Genomic DNA, 15,367 nt, shown 5'->3' with positions numbered 1-15,367 from the left:
AGTACCGCAGATGACCACCACCGAGTCCCGATCCGCAGGACGCAAACCCGCCCAGCTCGTGGACATGTCCTGGGATCCGATCACCCGGATCATCGGCAACCTGGGGATCTACACGAAGATCGACTTCGCCAACCGGGAAGTCGTGGAGTGCCACAGCACCTCGTCACTCTTCCGCGGCTACTCGGTGTTCATGAAGGGCAAGGACCCGCGAGACGCCGGCTTCATCACCTCGCGGATCTGCGGCATCTGCGGCGACAACCACACCACCTGCTCCAACTACGCCCAGCAGATGGCCTACGGCGTCAAGCCGCCGAAGCTGGCCGAGCACATCACCAACCTGGGCGAGGCGGCGGAGTACATCTTCGACCACACCATCTTCCAGGACAACCTGGTCTTCGTGGACTTCTGCGAGGCGATGGTCAAGGCCACCAACCCCGGTGTCCTGGCCCGCGCCGAGCGCACCGACGCGCCCCGCGGCGACATCCACGGCTACCGGACCATCGCCGACGTCATGAAGGCCTTCAACCCCTTCGAGGGCGAGGTCTACAAGGAGGCGCTGAAGGTCAGCCGGATCACCCGGGAGATGTTCTGCCTGATGGAGGGGCGGCACGTGCACCCCTCCACGCTGTACCCGGGCGGGGTCGGCACGATGCCGCAGCCGAGCGTCTTCACCGACTACCTCAGCCGTCTGATGCGGGTCATCGACTTCATCAAGAAGGCGGTGGCGATGAACGACGACGTCTTCGACTTCTTCTACGAGGCCCTGCCGGGCTACGAGGAGGTCGGCAGGCGCCGCATCATGCTGGGCTGCTGGGGCGCCTTCCAGAACCCGGACGTCGTCGACTACCGGTACGCGACGATGAACGAGTGGGGCAAGGCGATGTACGTCACCCCGGGCATCATCGTGGACGGCAAGCTGGTCACCAACAACCTCATCGACATCAACCTCGGCCTGCGCATCATGCTGGGCAGCTCGTTCTACGAGGACTGGGTCAACGAGGATCCTTTCGTCACCCACGACCCGCTCGGCAACCCGGTCGACATGCGCCACCCGTGGAACCAGACCACCGTGCCGGTGCCGCAGAAGCGGGACTTCGAGGGCAACTACAGCTGGGTGATGAGCCCCCGCTGGTACCACCCGGAGACCGGTGACCACCTCGCCCTGGACACCGGTGGCGGCCCCCTCGCCCGGCTCTGGTCGACCGCCCTGAGCGGCCTGGTCGACACGCCGTACGTCAAGGCGACCGGCGGCGGTATCCGCATCACCCTGCCCAAGGGGGAGAAGCTGCCGGAGACCACCCTGGAGTGGCGCATCCCGAAGTGGAGCAACACCCTGGAGCGGGACCGCGCCCGGCCGTACTTCATCGCCTATGCCGCGGCCATGGCCCTGCAGTTCCTGGAGGAGGCCATGGGCATGCTCAGGAGCGGTGACACGAAGGTGTACGAGAACTTCGAGGTGCCGGACGAGTCGATCGGCTGCGGCTTCCACGAGGCCGTACGCGGCGTCCTGTCGCACCACCTGGTGATCCGGGACAAGAAGATCGCCAACTACCACCCGTATCCGCCCACCCCGTGGAACGCCAGCCCCCGCGACATCTACGGCACCCCTGGCCCGTACGAGGACGCCGTCCAGGGCCAGCCGATCTTCGAGGAGAACGGGCCCGACGACTTCAAGGGCGTCGACATCATGCGCACGGTCCGCAGCTTCGACCCCTGTCTGCCGTGCGGCGTCCACATGTACATGGGCAAGGGCAAGACCCTGACGACCGTGCACTCGCCGACGTACGGAGCCGACCATGGCTGACACCGCCGTACGGCTGGCGGACCCGGCGGTGGAGGCGCGGCTCGCCCGCCTCGACGAGGTGCTCGCCGGACTTGAGTCCGCTCCCGGACCGGCCATGGAGGCGGTGCGGCTGCTGACCGAGGTCTACGGCGAGGCCCTCGCCCGGGTGCTGGACCACGCAGCGCAGCCGCTGCGGGAGATCCTGGCGGATGACGAGCTGCTCGGTCACCTGCTGGTGCTGCACGACATCCACCCCGAGCCGCCGGAGCGCCGGGCCGAACGCGCGGTCCAGAAGCTGCGGCCGGCGGTGCGTGAACGCGGCGGCGACCTGGTGTGGGCCGGCGTCGAGGGGCAGGTGGCCCGGGTCCGGCTGGACAGCGGCGGCGGCTGCGGTTCGGGATGCGGCGGCGGATCGGCGGGCGTCATCGACGCCGTGCGGGCCGCCGTCCTCGCCGTGGCCCCGGAACTGGAATCGGTCGAGGCGCTCACCGAGGAGCGCAGGGCGGCTCCGGCGTTCGTACCGCTGAGCACGATCAGGCGCCGGGCCCTGCCCGAGGAGGCGCGGTGAGCGTGGACGGGGCGTTCGCCCGGGTGATCCGCTCCACCGCCGGCGGTGCGGAGCGGGCTGCGACCGAGCGCTGCGAGCTGTGCGCCGCCCACGTGAGCGAGGAGCACCCCCACCTGTACGACACCGGTGCCGCCGAGGTGCGGTGCGTGTGCCGGCCCTGCTCGGTGCTGTTCGCCGACGACGGGGCGGGCGAGGGCCGCTACCGGCTCGTGCCCCGGCGCCGGCTGCGCCTGCCCCCGGTCGACACCGGGGTGCTGGGTGTGCCGGTGGGGCTGGTGTTCTTCGTGCCGCGCGCCGACGGCACGGTCACCGCGCAGGGACCGAGTCCGGCCGGGGCCATGCGCTGGGAGGTGGACGCGGCGGCCTGGCGGCGGCTGGCCGCCGCGGTACCGCAGCTGGCCGCCATGGCACCGGATGTGGAGGCGCTGCTGGTGAACACCGTACGCGGACTCGACGAACACTGGATCGTGCCGGTCGACGACTGCTTCCGGATGACCGCCCTGGTCCGCCGCGAGTGGCAGGGCCTCTCAGGTGGCGGTCGGGTCTGGCCGGCCGTAGAACAGTTCTTCAGGGAGCTGACCGAGCGGTCGTGAGGACCGAAAGGAGATCGGACATGGGAAGCATCCGGGTGGGCCGGCCCCAGGCCAGGCCCGATACCCCCTCCCACGTGCGCGGACTGCACCAGGGCAACAGGGGTCCGTACAAGCACCAGACCGGACATCACCAGGACGGCACCTCCGACGCGCGCCGCTCCACCGGTATCCACTGGAAGCGGCATGACGCGCTGGTGAAGGACATGCCGAACATCTCACCGGGATGAGAGAGCGGAAGTGACGCCATGAAGACCATGAAGGCCATGAAGGCCTTGAACGCGATGAACACAGCCGGGCGAAGAAGAAGGACCGCGCGGCGGGGTCTGTCGGGACGGCAGCTGCTCGCGGCGCAGGGCGCGCTGGCGGGCAGCGTGGTCGCGGTCCTGATCGTCAAGGAACTCCCGGGAATCGTCCGTGAGTTGCGGATCTACCGGATGACCGGGGGGCTGCGCGCCCGCCACCGGTACCCCTGAGGCCGGCGTGCACGAGTTGTCGATCGCGACCGCGATCGTGGAGCAGGCCGGGGAGATCGCGCGCGCGGACGGCGCCGACGGTGTCGCGTCGGTGACCGTCCGCGTCGGAGAGCTTGCGGGTGTGGTGCCGGACGCGCTGCACTTCGCCTTCGAGGTGGCCCGCGACGGTACGGCCCTCGCGGCGGCCCGGCTCGTGGTGGAGCAGGTGCCCGCGCACGCCTGGTGCGGGGAGTGTGCCGAGGAGTTCGCGGTCGGCATGCCCCCGTTCTTCTGGTGCCCGCGCTGCGACCGGCCCTCCCGGGAGCTGCGCAGGGGACGCGAGCTGGAGATCACCGGCGTCGAGACCTGAGCCGCAGACGCCATCGGCCCCGCCTTCACGGCGGGGCCGATGTCCGTCCGGGGACGGGTCAGCAGATGCGCGGCAGCTGCTCGCCCAGCGGGAGGTCGAGCACCCGGGTGCCGCCGAGTCCGGTGGCGACGACCACCATGCCCGGGTGTTCGGCCACGCACTCGCCGATCAGGGCGGCTCCGGCGCCCTGTGGGTGGGCGTGCATCGCCGCCAGCACGGCGTCGGCGTGCCCGGCGGGTACGAAGGCGACGAGCCGGCCCTCGTTGGCGACGTACAGCGGGTCCAGGCCGAGGAAGCCGCAGGCGTTCGCGACCTCGTCGGGGACCGGGAGGGCCCGCTCACGCAGCCGGACACCGGTACCGGAGGCGCGGGCGATCTCGTTGAGGGACGCGCCGAGGCCGCCGCGGGTGGGGTCGCGCAGGACGTGGATGTCCTTGGTGACCGCCAGCATGGTGGCCACGAGGTCCGCCAGGGGTGCGGTGTCGGAGGCGATCTCCACCCCGAACTCCAGACCTTCGCGCACGCTCATGACCGCCACTCCGTGCAGGCCGATGGGCCCGCTGACGATGACGGCGTCGCCCGGCCGGGCCCGCTGCGGGCGGATGTCGACGCCGTCGGGCACGAGACCGACGCCTGCGGTCGTGATGTAGACGCCGTCGCCGTGCCCGGACTCCACGACCTTGGTGTCGCCGGTGGCGACGGTGACGCCCGCCGCCTCGGCCGCAGCGCCGACGGCCCACGCGACGCGTTCCACGACGGCCAGTTCCACGCCCTCTTCGAGGATGAAGGCGGTGGAGAGGTACGCGGGCCGGGCGCCGCTCATCGCCAGGTCGTTGACGGTGCCGTTGACGGCCAGGTCGCCGACGCTGCCGCCGGGGAAGAACAGCGGCCGTACGACGTAGGAGTCGGTGGAGAAGGCCAGCCGGGTGCCGCCCAGGCCGAGGACGGCGGAGTCGGTGAGAGCGGCGAGAGTGGGGTTGCCGTAGGCGGGCGCGAAGACCTGCTCGATCAGTTCGGCGGACAGGGCGCCGCCGCCGCCGTGGCCCATGACGACGACCGGCTGGTCGCGCAGGGGGGCGGGGCAGGTCCAGTTCGCGGGGTCGACGACCGGTCCGGTCGCCTCCACGGCTTCGGTGGCGAGATCAGCCAACGGTGTTCATCTCCTCGCGGGGGACACGGGATCCCTGCCGGGCCGGGCCGTCGGTCATGCGCCGGTAGAGGTAGTAGGCGGCGCAGGCACCCTCGTTGGACACCATGGTGGCGCCGAGCGGGGTGCGCGGGGTGCAGGCCGTGCCGAACGCCTCGCACTCGGTCGGCTTGATCAGCCCCTGCAGGACCTCGCCGGCCCGGCACACGGCGGGCTCCTCGGTGCGGATGTCGGTGACGTCGAAGCGGTGTTCGGCGTCGTAGGCGCGGAAGGCGTCGGTCAGCCGCCAGCCGCTGGCCGGAATGGGTCCGATGCCGCGCCAGTTGCGGTCGGCGACCTCGAACACCTCCTCCAGCATGCGCAGGGCCGCCGGGTTGCCCTGGTCTCGTACGGCCCTGGGGTAGGCGTTCTCCACCCGGTGCTCGCCGCGTTCCAGCTGGTGGACGGCGCGGCGGATGCCCTCCAGGATGTCGAGCGGCTCGAAACCCGTCACCACGATCGGCACGCGATGCTTCGCGGCCAGGTCCGGGTACTCGGCGGTGCCCATCACGCTGCACACGTGACCGGCGGCGAGGAAGCCCTGCACCCGGCAGCGGGGGGCCGTCATGATGGCCTCGATCGCCGGGGGGACGCGGACGTGGGACACCAGCAGGCTGAAGTTGTCCAGGCCGAGGCGGCGGGCCTGGTGCACGGCCATGGCGTTGGCGGGCGCGGTCGTCTCGAAGCCGATCGCGAAGAACACGACCTGGCGGCCGGGGTTCCTGCGGGCGAGGTCGAGCGCGTCAAGCGGTGAGTACACCACGCGGACGTCGCCGCCCTCGCCCTTGACCCGGAACAGGTCGCGGTCGGTGCCCGGCACGCGCAGCATGTCACCGAAGGAGCAGAAGATCACGTCGGGGCGGGCGGCGATCTCCAGGGCCTTGTCGATGACCTCCAGCGGCGTCACGCACACCGGGCATCCGGGGCCGTGGATCAACTCCACCTGCTCCGGCAGGAGCTGGTCGATGCCGTGGCGGATGATGGAGTGCGTCTGGCCGCCGCAGACCTCCATCAGCGCCCAGGGCCGGGTGACGGTGGCCCGGATCTCGTCCAGCAGCCGGCGGGCCAGCGCTGGGTCGTTGAACTCGTCGATGTACTTCATCGGACGTCACTTCCGTTCTCCTGCCGGGCGGCCTGTTCCCAGGCGTCGCCGAACTCCTCCTCGAGCAGCCCCAATTGCTCGAACAGCCCCAGGGACGCCCTGGCCGACTCCTCGTCGAGGCGCTGCAGCGCGAATCCGACGTGGACGATGACGTACTCCCCCACCTGGACGTCGGGCAGGTACTCCAGGCACGCCTGTTTCTGCACTCCGCCGAAGTCGATCAGCCCGGTGAGGGGGTCGGCGCGCTGGTCGATGGACACGACCTTTCCGGGCACTGCCAGACACATGGGTCACTCCGTCTCGTGGTGGTGGGCTGTTCCGGCGACCATCAGCTGGCCGAGTGCCAGTCCCCCGTCGTTCGGGGGGACTTCGCCGTGCCGCAGGACCGTGAAGCCCGCCCGGGTGAGCCGGACGGCGCACTCCTGCTCCAGCAGGGCGTTGGCGAAGACGCCTCCGGTGAGGGCGACGGTGGCCAGGCCGGTCGCGGTGCGGGCGCGGTGGCAGATCTCCGTGACGGCCCGCGCGACTCCGCGGTGGAAGCGGGACGCGAGTACCGGGACGGGGGTGCCGCGGGCCTGGTCGTGCAGGAGGGCCGTCAGCATCGGCGCGGGGTCGCAGCCGAGGCTGTCCCCGCCGCCGAGGCCGAAGGGGTACGCCACGGTGTCCGAGCCGCCGGCCTCCAGCGCGGCCGCCTCCAGTTCCGCCGCGGCCTGCGCCTCGTAGCCCGCCCGGTGGCACACGCCCACGAGTGAGGACACCGCGTCGAAGAGCCGGCCCATGCTGGAGGTGGGCACACAGGCCACCTGGCGTTCCAGCTGCCGGCGCAGGACCGCGCGTTCGGTGTCCGAGCAGGCGGTGACGCTCGGCAGCCGCGGCGTCCAGGGCAGCCCCGCCGCCCACAGCCGGGCCAGGGCCAGCCGGCACGGGTTGGCCACGCCGGCGTCCCCGCCCGGCAGCGGGGCAGGGACCAGGTGGGCGAAGCGCCGGTACCGGCTGTAGTCGGCGAGCAGGACCTCCCCGCCCCACACCGTGCCGTCGTCGCCGTGACCGGTGCCGTCGAAAGCGACACCGATCACGGGTGTGGTGCCGTCGAGGCCGTGCTCGGCCATCGCTGAGGCGATGTGGGCGTGGTGGTGCTGGACGAGCACCGGTGCGGGCAGCCCCAGTCCGGCGGCCCGGGCGCGGGCGCGCCGTACCGAGTGGTAGCCGGGGTGCCGGTCGGCCGCCACCCGGCGCGGGATGACGCCGATGAGGCCGGCCAGGTGCCGTTCGGCCCGCTCGGCGGCCTCCAGAGTGGCCAGCTCGCCCATGTCGCCGATGTGCGGGCCGAGCCAGGCGTGCTCGCCCTCGCCCAGGCAGGGCACGTTCTTGAGGTCTCCGCCGACGGCGAGCGTGGGGCGCACCGGTCGCGGCAGGCGCAGTGGGCGGGGGACGTATCCGCGGGAGCGGCGCAGCACCTGTTCGGTGCCGTCGGGGCGGACCCGGAGCAGGGAGTCGTCGCAGAAGGCGGCGATGGGCCGGTCGTGGCCGAGCCAGGCGTCGGCGAGTCCGGCCAGCCGGGTCAGTGCCTCGGCGTCGTCGGTGACGATGGGCTCGCCGGAGCGGTTGCCGCTGGTCATGACCAGCGTCCGGGGGCCGGGGGGATCACCGGGAAGTCCGAACAGCAGGGTGTGTAGCGGGGTGTAGGGCAGCAGCAGGCCGATGTGCGGGCTGCCCGGACAGACCTGGTCGGCGAGGCGGAGGCCGTCCGGGGGTGTGCGGCGGCGCAGCAGGACGATGGGGCGGCGGGCGGCGGTGAGGGCGGCGCGTTCCGCGTCGGAGAGGAGGGCGATCCGCTCGGCTGTGGCCAGGTCGGCGCACATCACCGCGAATGCCTTGCCGCCCCGCTCCTTGCGGTCGCGCAGGGCGCTGACCGCCCGGGCGTCGGTGGCGTCGCAGGCCAGGTGGTAGCCGCCGACGCCCTTGACGGCGACGATCCGCCCGGCGGCGAGCAGCGTCCGTGCCGTCGCGAGCGCCTCCGCGTCCCGGGCCGGGCGGATCCCGATGCCCTCGGCCGGGGTGAGTACGAGGCGCGGACCGCAGTCGGGGCAGGCGACGGGCTGGGCGTGGAAGCGCCGGTCGGCCGGGTCGCCGTACTCGTGGGCGCAGGCGGGGCACATCGGGAAGCCGGCCATGGTGGTGGCCGCCCGGTCGTAGGGCATGCCGGTGGCGATGGTGAAGCGGGGGCCGCAGTGGGTGCAGGTGGCGAAGGGGTGACGGTGGCGGCGGTCGCCGGGGTCGGCCAGTTCGCGCAGGCAGTCGGCGCAGGTCGCGGTGTCGGGCGGGAGCTGGGTGCGCCCGGGGGCCCGCTCGGTGGAGCGGATGGTGAACGGGCCGGTCTCGCCGGTGGCGGGCAGGTGGACGCCGTCGACCGCGGTGACGGTGGCAAGGGGCGGCGGCTGAGCGGCCAGCAGCGCGCAGAAGCGGTCCACCTCGTCCGCCGGGCCCTCGATCTCGATGAGCACGCCGTCGCCGGTGTTGCCGACGAATCCGCTCAGGCCGATCGCGGCGGCGAGGCGGTGCACGTGCGGGCGGAAGCCGACGCCCTGGACGGTGCCGCGCACGGTGAGCCGACGGCGGACCAGTCCGGTTGCGGGGGCGGTCATGCTACGGGTGCGGCCGGGGCGTGGTGGTGGCCGTGCGGGTGCGGGGCGAGGGGCGGCCGGTGCGCCGGGGCGCCGTCGCGGGCGGCGAGGGAACGCTCCAGCAGGGTGCCGACGCCGGCGCCGGTGCGGGCGCAGGTACGTACGATCTCCACGCCCGGGTTGACCCGGCGCACGTTTTCGTGGAAGAGGCTCTCGTCGAAGCCGGCCGGTCCGGCGAGGTCGGTCTTGGTGATGACGACCAGATGGGCGGAGCCGAACGCGGTGGGGTACTTCAGCGGCTTGTCCTCGCCCTCGGTGACGGCCATCAGCACGATCCGCAGGGTCTCCCCGAGGTCGTAGGAGGCCGGACAGACCAGGTTGCCGACGTTCTCCACGAAGAGGACGGAGGTCTCCGGCGGCAGCCAGTCGTCGAGCCTGGCCCGGACCTGGCGGGCCTCCAGGTGGCACAGGCCATCGGTGAGCAGTTGCTGGACGGGGGCGCCGGAGCGGGCCAGCCGGGTGGCGTCGTTCTCGGTGGCCAGGTCGGCGGTGAGGGCGGCCACCGGGACGCCCTGCTCCACCGCGCGGGCCAGCACCCGGCCGAGCAGTTCGGTCTTGCCACTGCCGGGACTGGACAGCAGGTTGACCACGGTCACGCCCTGCCGGGCGAGCTCGCCGCGCAGGGTCGCGGCCAGGTCGTCGTTCTTTGCCAGGACGGCCTGTCTGACGTCGGACCCGCACATGGGCGCTGCTCCTCGGATAGGTGACGGAGCCCGGGCCGCCTTCCCTGCGGCCCGGGGTCTCATCGATCTTCGGCGCCGCCGGGCGCGGTGCCGGGCAGCGCAGCCGTGCGCGGGGTCCCGGATTCCCTCGGGCGGCCCAACGGGGGCAGCGGTGCGGCGGGGTCGTCGAGCAGGGCGGGCAGGAGCGCGTGCAGGGCGTCCACGGCCCGGCCGACTGCTTCGCGCACCGTCGCACTGAGTCCCGGCAGGAGGTCGTCATCGCTCGGCAGGACGGCGGGTTCGCAGGCCAGGACGAGGACCCGGGGCAGTGGCTCGTCGCCCAGGTGGGTGGCCAGGGCCAGCACCTTCGCCGGGTCCATGCCGTGGGCCTCGGGAGGGACGGTGCCGTCGGGGGGTTCGGCCTCGATCAGGGAGAGGGTGCCGGGGCGGTGGCCGCGCGGGGCCGCGTCGACCAGGACGGCGGTCGCGTAGCCGGACAGCAGGTCGTAGGCGAGGTCCATGCCGCGGATGCCGTAGTCGCGGACCCGTACCCCCGGCGGCAGGGGGCGGTTTTCGAGGGCGCGGATCACCTCGGGGCCGAAGGCGTCGTCGGCGAGAAAGATGTTCCCGACGCCGGCCACCAGCAGCCGCGGCGTCACCGTAGGTCTCCGCCGGCCGGGGCGAGGGGCCGGGGCGAGCCGCCCGGCGTCTTGCGGACGAAGGCGGAGCGCAGGGCGTGGTAAGGGGCCTCGGGGTCGAAGAACAGGGCGTGCATGCGGGCCAGTTCGTCCTCCCGGTAGCGGGCGAGGGGCCGCTGCCGTTCGTCGGCCGTGCGGGCCGCAGCCTTCTCGGCGAGGAGGCGGTCCAGGCCGGCGGTGGCGGCGAGGTCGGTGGCCAGCCGACCGACCTCGGCCGCGAAGTCCTGGGGTGTGGCGGGCACCAGCCGGTCCACGAGCCCGATCCGCCGGGCGGTCGCCGAACTGACCGGCAGCGCCTCGGCCGTCAGCCGGCCGGCCCGCTCCGCGCCGACGCGGCGCGGCAGGGTGTAGGTCCAGAACTCAGAGCCGTACAGGCCCATCCGGCGGTAGTGCGGATTGAGGACGACGCCGGTGCGGCACCACACCTGGTCGGCGGCGAGGGCGAGCATGGCGCCGCCGGCCGCGGCGTTGCCGGCGAGCGCGGCCACCACCAGCCGGTCGGTGGTGCGCAGCACGGCCTCGACCAGGTCGTCCATTGCGTTGAGGTTGGTCCAGGACTCCTGGGCCGGGTCGGGGGCCGCCTCGATGACGTTGAGGTGGATGCCGTTGGAGAAGAAGTCCCGCGGCCCGCCGAGGACGAGGACGCGGGTGGGCCGGCTGAGCGCCTCCCTGTAGGCGGCGAGCAGTCGGCGGCACTGGTCGGTGCTCATCGCGCCGCCCGGGAAGGAGAAGGCGAGGAAGCCGACGTCACCCTGCTGCCGGTAGCGGATGTCGGTCCAGGTGCGCCGCTCGGGCGGCAGTTCCAGCGGGGCGGGGTCCTCGGGAAGCCCGGGACCGGTTTGCCAGGAGGCGAGTACGCAGGCGGCCGGCCGGCGGAAGGGTGCAGGGTCGCCGGAGTTCTTGCGGGGGCGCAGTTCCGGGATCCAGACGGCGCCGTCGCGGGTGGCGCGGCAGACGGCGCCCGCGCGCTGGGCCAGCAGGGCGCCGGGGCGGCCGCGCAACCGGTCTTCGGGGTGGCCGCCGTGCAGGAACACCTCGTGACCGAGGAGTTCGTCCAGGACTCCGGGCTGGGAGTCGGCGCCGCGCAGCTTGCGCAGGACCGTCTCGGTGTCGTCCCTTTCCCAGTCGATCCGCCGCCGTTCCTGCCGGATGACGTCGCGCCGGACGACGGTGACCGACTCGTCGGTCTGCGCCAGCGGCTTATGGCCGCCTTCGGCGTAGCGCCGTACGGCCGTCAGGACGGCGGTGACGGCGGCGTCGGACGCCTCGTTGCGGTACAGGTCGCTCTTGCCGACGGGCGGGACGGGGAACGGCTCGGCCGCCCAGATCGCGCCCGCGTCCATGACCGCCTCGGCCTGGAGCACGGTCACGCCCCACCGCTCCGCCCGGCCGGAGACGGCCCAGTCCAGCGAGGAGGGGCCGCGGTCGCCCGGCGGGCCGGGGTGGACGATCAGACAGGTGTGTTCCCGCCACACGTCCTCGGGCAGCGCGGTCTTGAGCATCGGCGCGACGATCAGGTCCGGGCGCAGCTCGCGCACGGCTGCCCGGACCGGATCGGGGCCGTGCGCGGCCAGGACGACGTCCACTTGGTGCCCGTGGTCCGACAGTTCGGCGTACAGGCGCTGGGAGAGACTGTTGAACGCGCTCGCGACGAGCAAGATGTCCATGACACGGCATGCTCGTTCCTCTTCGGGGTGCAGTGAAGAACCGCGTCGGCGTTTCGCCGGCCTCGGTCAGGTCTCTTCCTCCATCCGGATCGCATTGCGCAGGTCCTCGAACGCCTGGCCCCGCTCCTCCCGGTGCGCCTCCAGCAGGGCCGCGGCGATCGCGTCGAGCTTGCGCTGGACGGCGTGCTCGGCGCGCATCTCGGCGTTCTTCAGCAGGGCCAGCAGCAGGAGTGTGACCGCCGTCATGGCCTCGCCCGCGAGCAGCAGCAGTTCGAGTGGCAGGTGGGCGGCGTGGGCGGCGACGAAGAAGCCGATGAGCAGCAGGCAGAAGAGGAAGAACGCCGGGGAGCTGGTGAAGTTCGAGGCGTACTCGGCGAACTGTTCGAACCGGCCGCGGTGGGAGCCGCCGCGGTGCACGGGGTTCTTGAAGGTCATGAACGAGCCTTTCCCCACGGCGGGCCCCCGGCGCACGGTCTGAGGGTGGGGGCTCCGGGGCGCGGCCGGAGGGTTGGGGGCTCCGGCGTGCGGCCTGGAGGGTCGGGGGCTGCGGCGCACGGCCGGAGGGGGGAGGACCGGCCCCGGGCCCCGGCGCCGGGGGCCCAGGCCGCGAGGGGCCGGCCGGGGGTGAGGCGGTCGGGAGCCGGCGGCGGTGCAGCTCGGTCACGGGGAGGCCGGCAGGTCGGGGTGGCGGAGCAGGGCCGCTGCGCGGCGGCGGTCGCCGTCGCCGGGGGCGAGCAGCCGGCCGGAACTCGGCCGCCGTCTCCGTGCCGTGGTCCGTGTCGGCGAGCGCCCGGGCAAGGAGATCGACCGGGACTCACCGGTTGTGGTTTTGGTGGGGGTCTGGCCCTCACTCCATCGCGACGACGACCTTGCCGGCCTTGGCGCGGCCCTTCTCGGTGTACTCCATCGCCTCGCGTGTCTGGTTGAAGGGGAAGACGCGGTCGACGACGGGGCGGATCCCCCCGGCGTCGATGAGCCGGGTGAGTTCGCGCAACTGGTCGCCGTCGGCCTTCATGAACAGAAAGGAGTAGGTGACGCCCTGGCGCTTGGCGTGGCGCCGGGTCTTCCAGCTCAGCGCGTTCATCGCCTGCCGCAGGACCGGGTTCGCACCGAGTTCGCGGGCGAAGTCCGCGTCAGGGGGTCCGGCGATGCTGATGACCTTCCCGCCGGGCTTGAGGACCCCAAGGGACTTCTCCAGGGTCTCGCCGCCGAGGGTGTCCAGGACGACGTCGTAGCCGTCCAGCACCTCCTCGAAGTCCTGTGTCCGGTAGTCGACGACGACGTCGGCACCGAGCTCCCTGACCAGGTCGGCCTTGGCCGCGCTCACGGTGGTGGCCACATGTGCGCCCAACTGCCTGGCCAGCTGGAGCGCTACGGTCCCGACGCCGCCGGAGCCCCCGTGGATCAGGACCTTCTGGCCGGGCTGGACCTGTGCCCTCTCGACCAGCGCCTGCCACGACGTCAGGGCGACCAGGGGAAGGGAGGCGGCCTCCACCATGGTGAGGCCGGCGGGCTTGGGCGCCAGGTCGTTCTGGTGGACGGCGATGAGTTCGGCGAAGGTGCCGATGCGGGCCTTGTCGGGCCGGGCGTAGACCTCGTCGCCCACGGCGAACCGGGTGACGTCCGGTCCCACTTCGGCCACCACCCCGGCGAGGTCGTTGCCCAGGACGAGAGGGAGACGGTACGGCAGAACCGCCTTGAAGCCGCCGTCGCGGATCTTGAAGTCCAGCGGGTTGACGCTCGCCGCGCGGACCCGGACCAGCACGTCGTCGGCGCCCAGCTGCGGGGCCGGGGTCTCGGTGAGGCGGCCACCGTCCTTGTCGCCGTACCGCTCGATCATGAAAGCCTTCACTGTCGTCTCCATTTCCCGTCCGCAGGGGACGTGACTGATGCGCGTCGGCTGTTGCGCGTCGGCCTTCTCCATATACGTCACCCTTTGCGGGGTTCGTTTCGGGACCTACTGGAGCCCCTCGCCAACGCGATGGACGGTCGCCGCCGGGCATCAAGGCCGCCGGCGGGGCGGTGTGCGCTCATGCCGCGTTCGGCGGTGCGGCCAGGCTCTGCTTCACATACCGGGTGATCTCGTCGGCGAGGATCTCGGGCAGACCCGCCTCGATGCCGGCCAGGGCCTGCGCGGCGACCTCGGCGGGGTCGGCCTTCTGGTCGGCGGGGACGCTCGCGGCCATGTCGGTGTCCATGTATCCGACGTGCAGGGCCGAGACGCTGATACCGCGGGGCGCCAGTTCTTCCCGGGCCGCGCCGGTCAGCGCCCACGCCGCGGCCTTGGCCGCCGCATACGCTCCGAGGCCGGCCGGGTGCAGCCAGGACAGGACCGACAAGACGTTGAGTACACATCCGCCGCCGTTGGCCTCGATCACGGGAGCGAAGGCCCGTGTCGCGGCGAGCGGACCGAAGAAGTTCACCTCCATCTCCAGCCGCACCGCGTCCGGGCTGCCCGTGATCAGCGGGGTGCCGGTGGAGATGCCGGCGTTGTTCACCAGCAGCGTCGCGTCGGACGCGACGCGGGCCGCGGCCCGGATCGACTCCTCGTCCGTCACGTCGAGCCGCAGCGGGGTGACCCCCGGCATGTCCACCGTCTCGGGGCGCCGGGCCGCCGCGTACACGCTCGCCCCGCGCTCCACGAGCTGGGCGGCCAGATGCCGACCAAGCCCCCGGTTGGCTCCGGTGACCACCACGACCGCGTCCTTCAGTTCCATGCCCACTCCCAGCGTCACGGCCGGCGTCGAGTGACCGAGCCGGATCCAAATTAGATTACAGGCACAATCTAAACACTGACCTAAGATAGATGCCAGTCGACATCCAATCGGGAGGTGGCCCATGGGCCGCGTATCGCAGGCGCAGGCAGAGGAGAACCGCCGACGGGTCGTGGAAACCGCGTCTCGCCTGCTCCGGGAACGGGGGACTCACGTCAGCGTGGCCGACCTCATGAAGGCGGCCGGTCTGACCCACGGCGGCTTCTACAAGCAGTTCGCCTCCAAGGAGGCGCTCATCGACGAAGCCACCGCCCATGCGTTCGGCGAACTCACCCGGCGCCACAAGGACGGACTCGAGCAGCATGGTGGACGGCGCGCCGCCGCCCAGCAGGCACTGATCGACACCTACCTCTCCCCCGAGCACCGCGACAGCCCGGCGGACGGGTGTCCCGTTGCCGCGCTCGCCACTGACATGGCGCGCGGGGGCGAAGATCATGAGGCCCGCCGGATTTACACCGAGGGCGTGGGTGACTTCGCCGAATGGCTCACCACGGAGGACCAGGACGGCATCACCCGGCTGTGCATCATGTTCGGCGCACTCGTCCTGGCCCGGGCCACCAGCGGTTCCCCGCTCTCCGAGGAGATCCTCACCACCGCGCGTGCGGCATTGGCAGCGGGCTGATCAGCGCCACGCTGCCGGGCGGCCCGTCTGGGCATTCCTGCCCGGCCGCCGACGGCACAGCAGGCTCTCCTTGAGGCGGGCCAGCAGGTAGCGGGCTACGTTGTCGCGCCGCAGCGTGTGGTAGGCCTGCTCGATGAGCTGCAGTTTCTTCCTCGAGGGTGCGCGGGTGCCCGCGAGCCAGGCAGCATGGTGCGGTCGGTGACGGT

Annotated in this window: 17 protein-coding genes; 7 read left to right on the top strand and 10 right to left on the bottom strand. The window is 72.4% G+C overall.

The genetic code is table 11. The features are described from left to right. The first annotated feature begins 10 nt into the window (after nt 1–10). The 6 genes from ACF1GV_RS31145 to hypA are packed head-to-tail and all read left to right on the top strand — an operon-like array spanning nt 11 to nt 3,766. Nucleotides 11–1,804, top strand: coding sequence for a nickel-dependent hydrogenase large subunit (locus tag ACF1GV_RS31145; RefSeq protein ID WP_391687177.1), 1,794 nt, complete (start codon nt 11–13; stop codon nt 1,802–1,804). Next, nucleotides 1,797–2,351 (top strand): NifU family protein, encoded by a 555-nt coding sequence (locus ACF1GV_RS31140; RefSeq protein WP_391687174.1) that lies wholly within the window; start codon nt 1,797–1,799, stop codon nt 2,349–2,351. The genes ACF1GV_RS31145 and ACF1GV_RS31140 overlap by 8 nt, the downstream gene beginning before the upstream one ends. Beyond that, nucleotides 2,348–2,944, top strand: a complete 597-nt coding sequence (locus ACF1GV_RS31135; protein ID WP_391687171.1) for a DUF5947 family protein — start codon at nt 2,348–2,350, stop codon at nt 2,942–2,944. The genes ACF1GV_RS31140 and ACF1GV_RS31135 overlap by 4 nt, the downstream gene beginning before the upstream one ends. A gap of 20 nt (nt 2,945–2,964) precedes the next feature. Then, a complete protein-coding gene (locus ACF1GV_RS31130; RefSeq protein ID WP_103781080.1) occupies nt 2,965–3,171 on the top strand; it encodes a hypothetical protein in 207 nt (68 codons plus the stop codon). A gap of 18 nt (nt 3,172–3,189) precedes the next feature. Then, entirely contained in the window at nt 3,190–3,417 is a 228-nt protein-coding gene (locus tag ACF1GV_RS31125; protein ID WP_391687168.1) for a hypothetical protein, read from the top strand. 7 nt (nt 3,418–3,424) lie between these two features. After that, a complete protein-coding gene (gene hypA, locus ACF1GV_RS31120; RefSeq protein ID WP_363263035.1) occupies nt 3,425–3,766 on the top strand; it encodes a hydrogenase maturation nickel metallochaperone HypA in 342 nt (113 codons plus the stop codon). A 58-nt stretch (nt 3,767–3,824) separates the two neighbouring features. Here hypA and hypE read toward each other — a convergent pair whose 3' ends face one another. The 10 genes from hypE to ACF1GV_RS31070 all read right to left on the bottom strand — a co-directional run bounded on the left by hypE (nt 3,825) and on the right by ACF1GV_RS31070 (nt 14,482). Continuing rightward, nucleotides 3,825–4,916 (bottom strand): hydrogenase expression/formation protein HypE, encoded by a 1,092-nt coding sequence (hypE, locus tag ACF1GV_RS31115; RefSeq protein ID WP_391687164.1) that lies wholly within the window; start codon nt 4,914–4,916, stop codon nt 3,825–3,827. Further along, nucleotides 4,909–6,054 carry a hydrogenase formation protein HypD gene (gene hypD / locus ACF1GV_RS31110; RefSeq protein ID WP_391687161.1) on the bottom strand — a complete coding sequence of 382 codons (1,146 nt, stop codon included), beginning with the start codon at nt 6,052–6,054 and terminating at the stop codon, nt 4,909–4,911. The genes hypE and hypD overlap by 8 nt, the downstream gene beginning before the upstream one ends. Then, nucleotides 6,051–6,341 (bottom strand): HypC/HybG/HupF family hydrogenase formation chaperone, encoded by a 291-nt coding sequence (locus ACF1GV_RS31105; RefSeq protein ID WP_391687158.1) that lies wholly within the window; start codon nt 6,339–6,341, stop codon nt 6,051–6,053. The genes hypD and ACF1GV_RS31105 overlap by 4 nt, the downstream gene beginning before the upstream one ends. 3 nt (nt 6,342–6,344) lie before the next feature. Beyond that, nucleotides 6,345–8,699: a carbamoyltransferase HypF gene (gene hypF, locus ACF1GV_RS31100; RefSeq protein WP_391687156.1), complete on the bottom strand. Its 2,355-nt coding sequence runs from the start codon at nt 8,697–8,699 to the stop codon at nt 6,345–6,347. Next, nucleotides 8,696–9,421 (bottom strand): hydrogenase nickel incorporation protein HypB, encoded by a 726-nt coding sequence (hypB, locus tag ACF1GV_RS31095; RefSeq protein WP_391687153.1) that lies wholly within the window; start codon nt 9,419–9,421, stop codon nt 8,696–8,698. The genes hypF and hypB overlap by 4 nt, the downstream gene beginning before the upstream one ends. Nucleotides 9,422–9,480: 59 nt before the next feature. Then, nucleotides 9,481–10,059 (bottom strand): hydrogenase maturation protease, encoded by a 579-nt coding sequence (locus ACF1GV_RS31090; protein ID WP_391687151.1) that lies wholly within the window; start codon nt 10,057–10,059, stop codon nt 9,481–9,483. Continuing rightward, on the bottom strand, nt 10,056–11,765 hold the full coding sequence (locus ACF1GV_RS31085; protein WP_391687149.1) for an enoyl-CoA hydratase-related protein: 1,710 nt from the start codon (nt 11,763–11,765) through the stop codon (nt 10,056–10,058). Before ACF1GV_RS31085 ends, ACF1GV_RS31090 begins: the two co-directional genes overlap by 4 nt. 66 nt (nt 11,766–11,831) lie before the next feature. Then, nucleotides 11,832–12,200 carry a hypothetical protein gene (locus tag ACF1GV_RS31080; protein WP_391687146.1) on the bottom strand — a complete coding sequence of 123 codons (369 nt, stop codon included), beginning with the start codon at nt 12,198–12,200 and terminating at the stop codon, nt 11,832–11,834. A 412-nt stretch (nt 12,201–12,612) separates the two neighbouring features. Continuing rightward, nucleotides 12,613–13,617 (bottom strand): NADP-dependent oxidoreductase, encoded by a 1,005-nt coding sequence (locus tag ACF1GV_RS31075; protein WP_391687332.1) that lies wholly within the window; start codon nt 13,615–13,617, stop codon nt 12,613–12,615. A gap of 178 nt (nt 13,618–13,795) precedes the next feature. Then, on the bottom strand, nt 13,796–14,482 hold the full coding sequence (locus ACF1GV_RS31070; protein WP_391687143.1) for an SDR family oxidoreductase: 687 nt from the start codon (nt 14,480–14,482) through the stop codon (nt 13,796–13,798). 121 nt (nt 14,483–14,603) lie between these two features. Between ACF1GV_RS31070 and ACF1GV_RS31065 the strand changes: the two genes are divergently transcribed. After that, nucleotides 14,604–15,161, top strand: a complete 558-nt coding sequence (locus ACF1GV_RS31065; protein WP_391687140.1) for a TetR/AcrR family transcriptional regulator — start codon at nt 14,604–14,606, stop codon at nt 15,159–15,161. Nucleotides 15,162–15,367: the final 206 nt, after the last annotated feature.

The organism is Streptomyces sp. NPDC014006, assembly GCF_043088925.1.
GTDB lineage: Bacteria > Actinomycetota > Actinomycetes > Streptomycetales > Streptomycetaceae > Streptomyces.
This window is presented reverse-complemented; position numbering and strand designations above follow the sequence as displayed.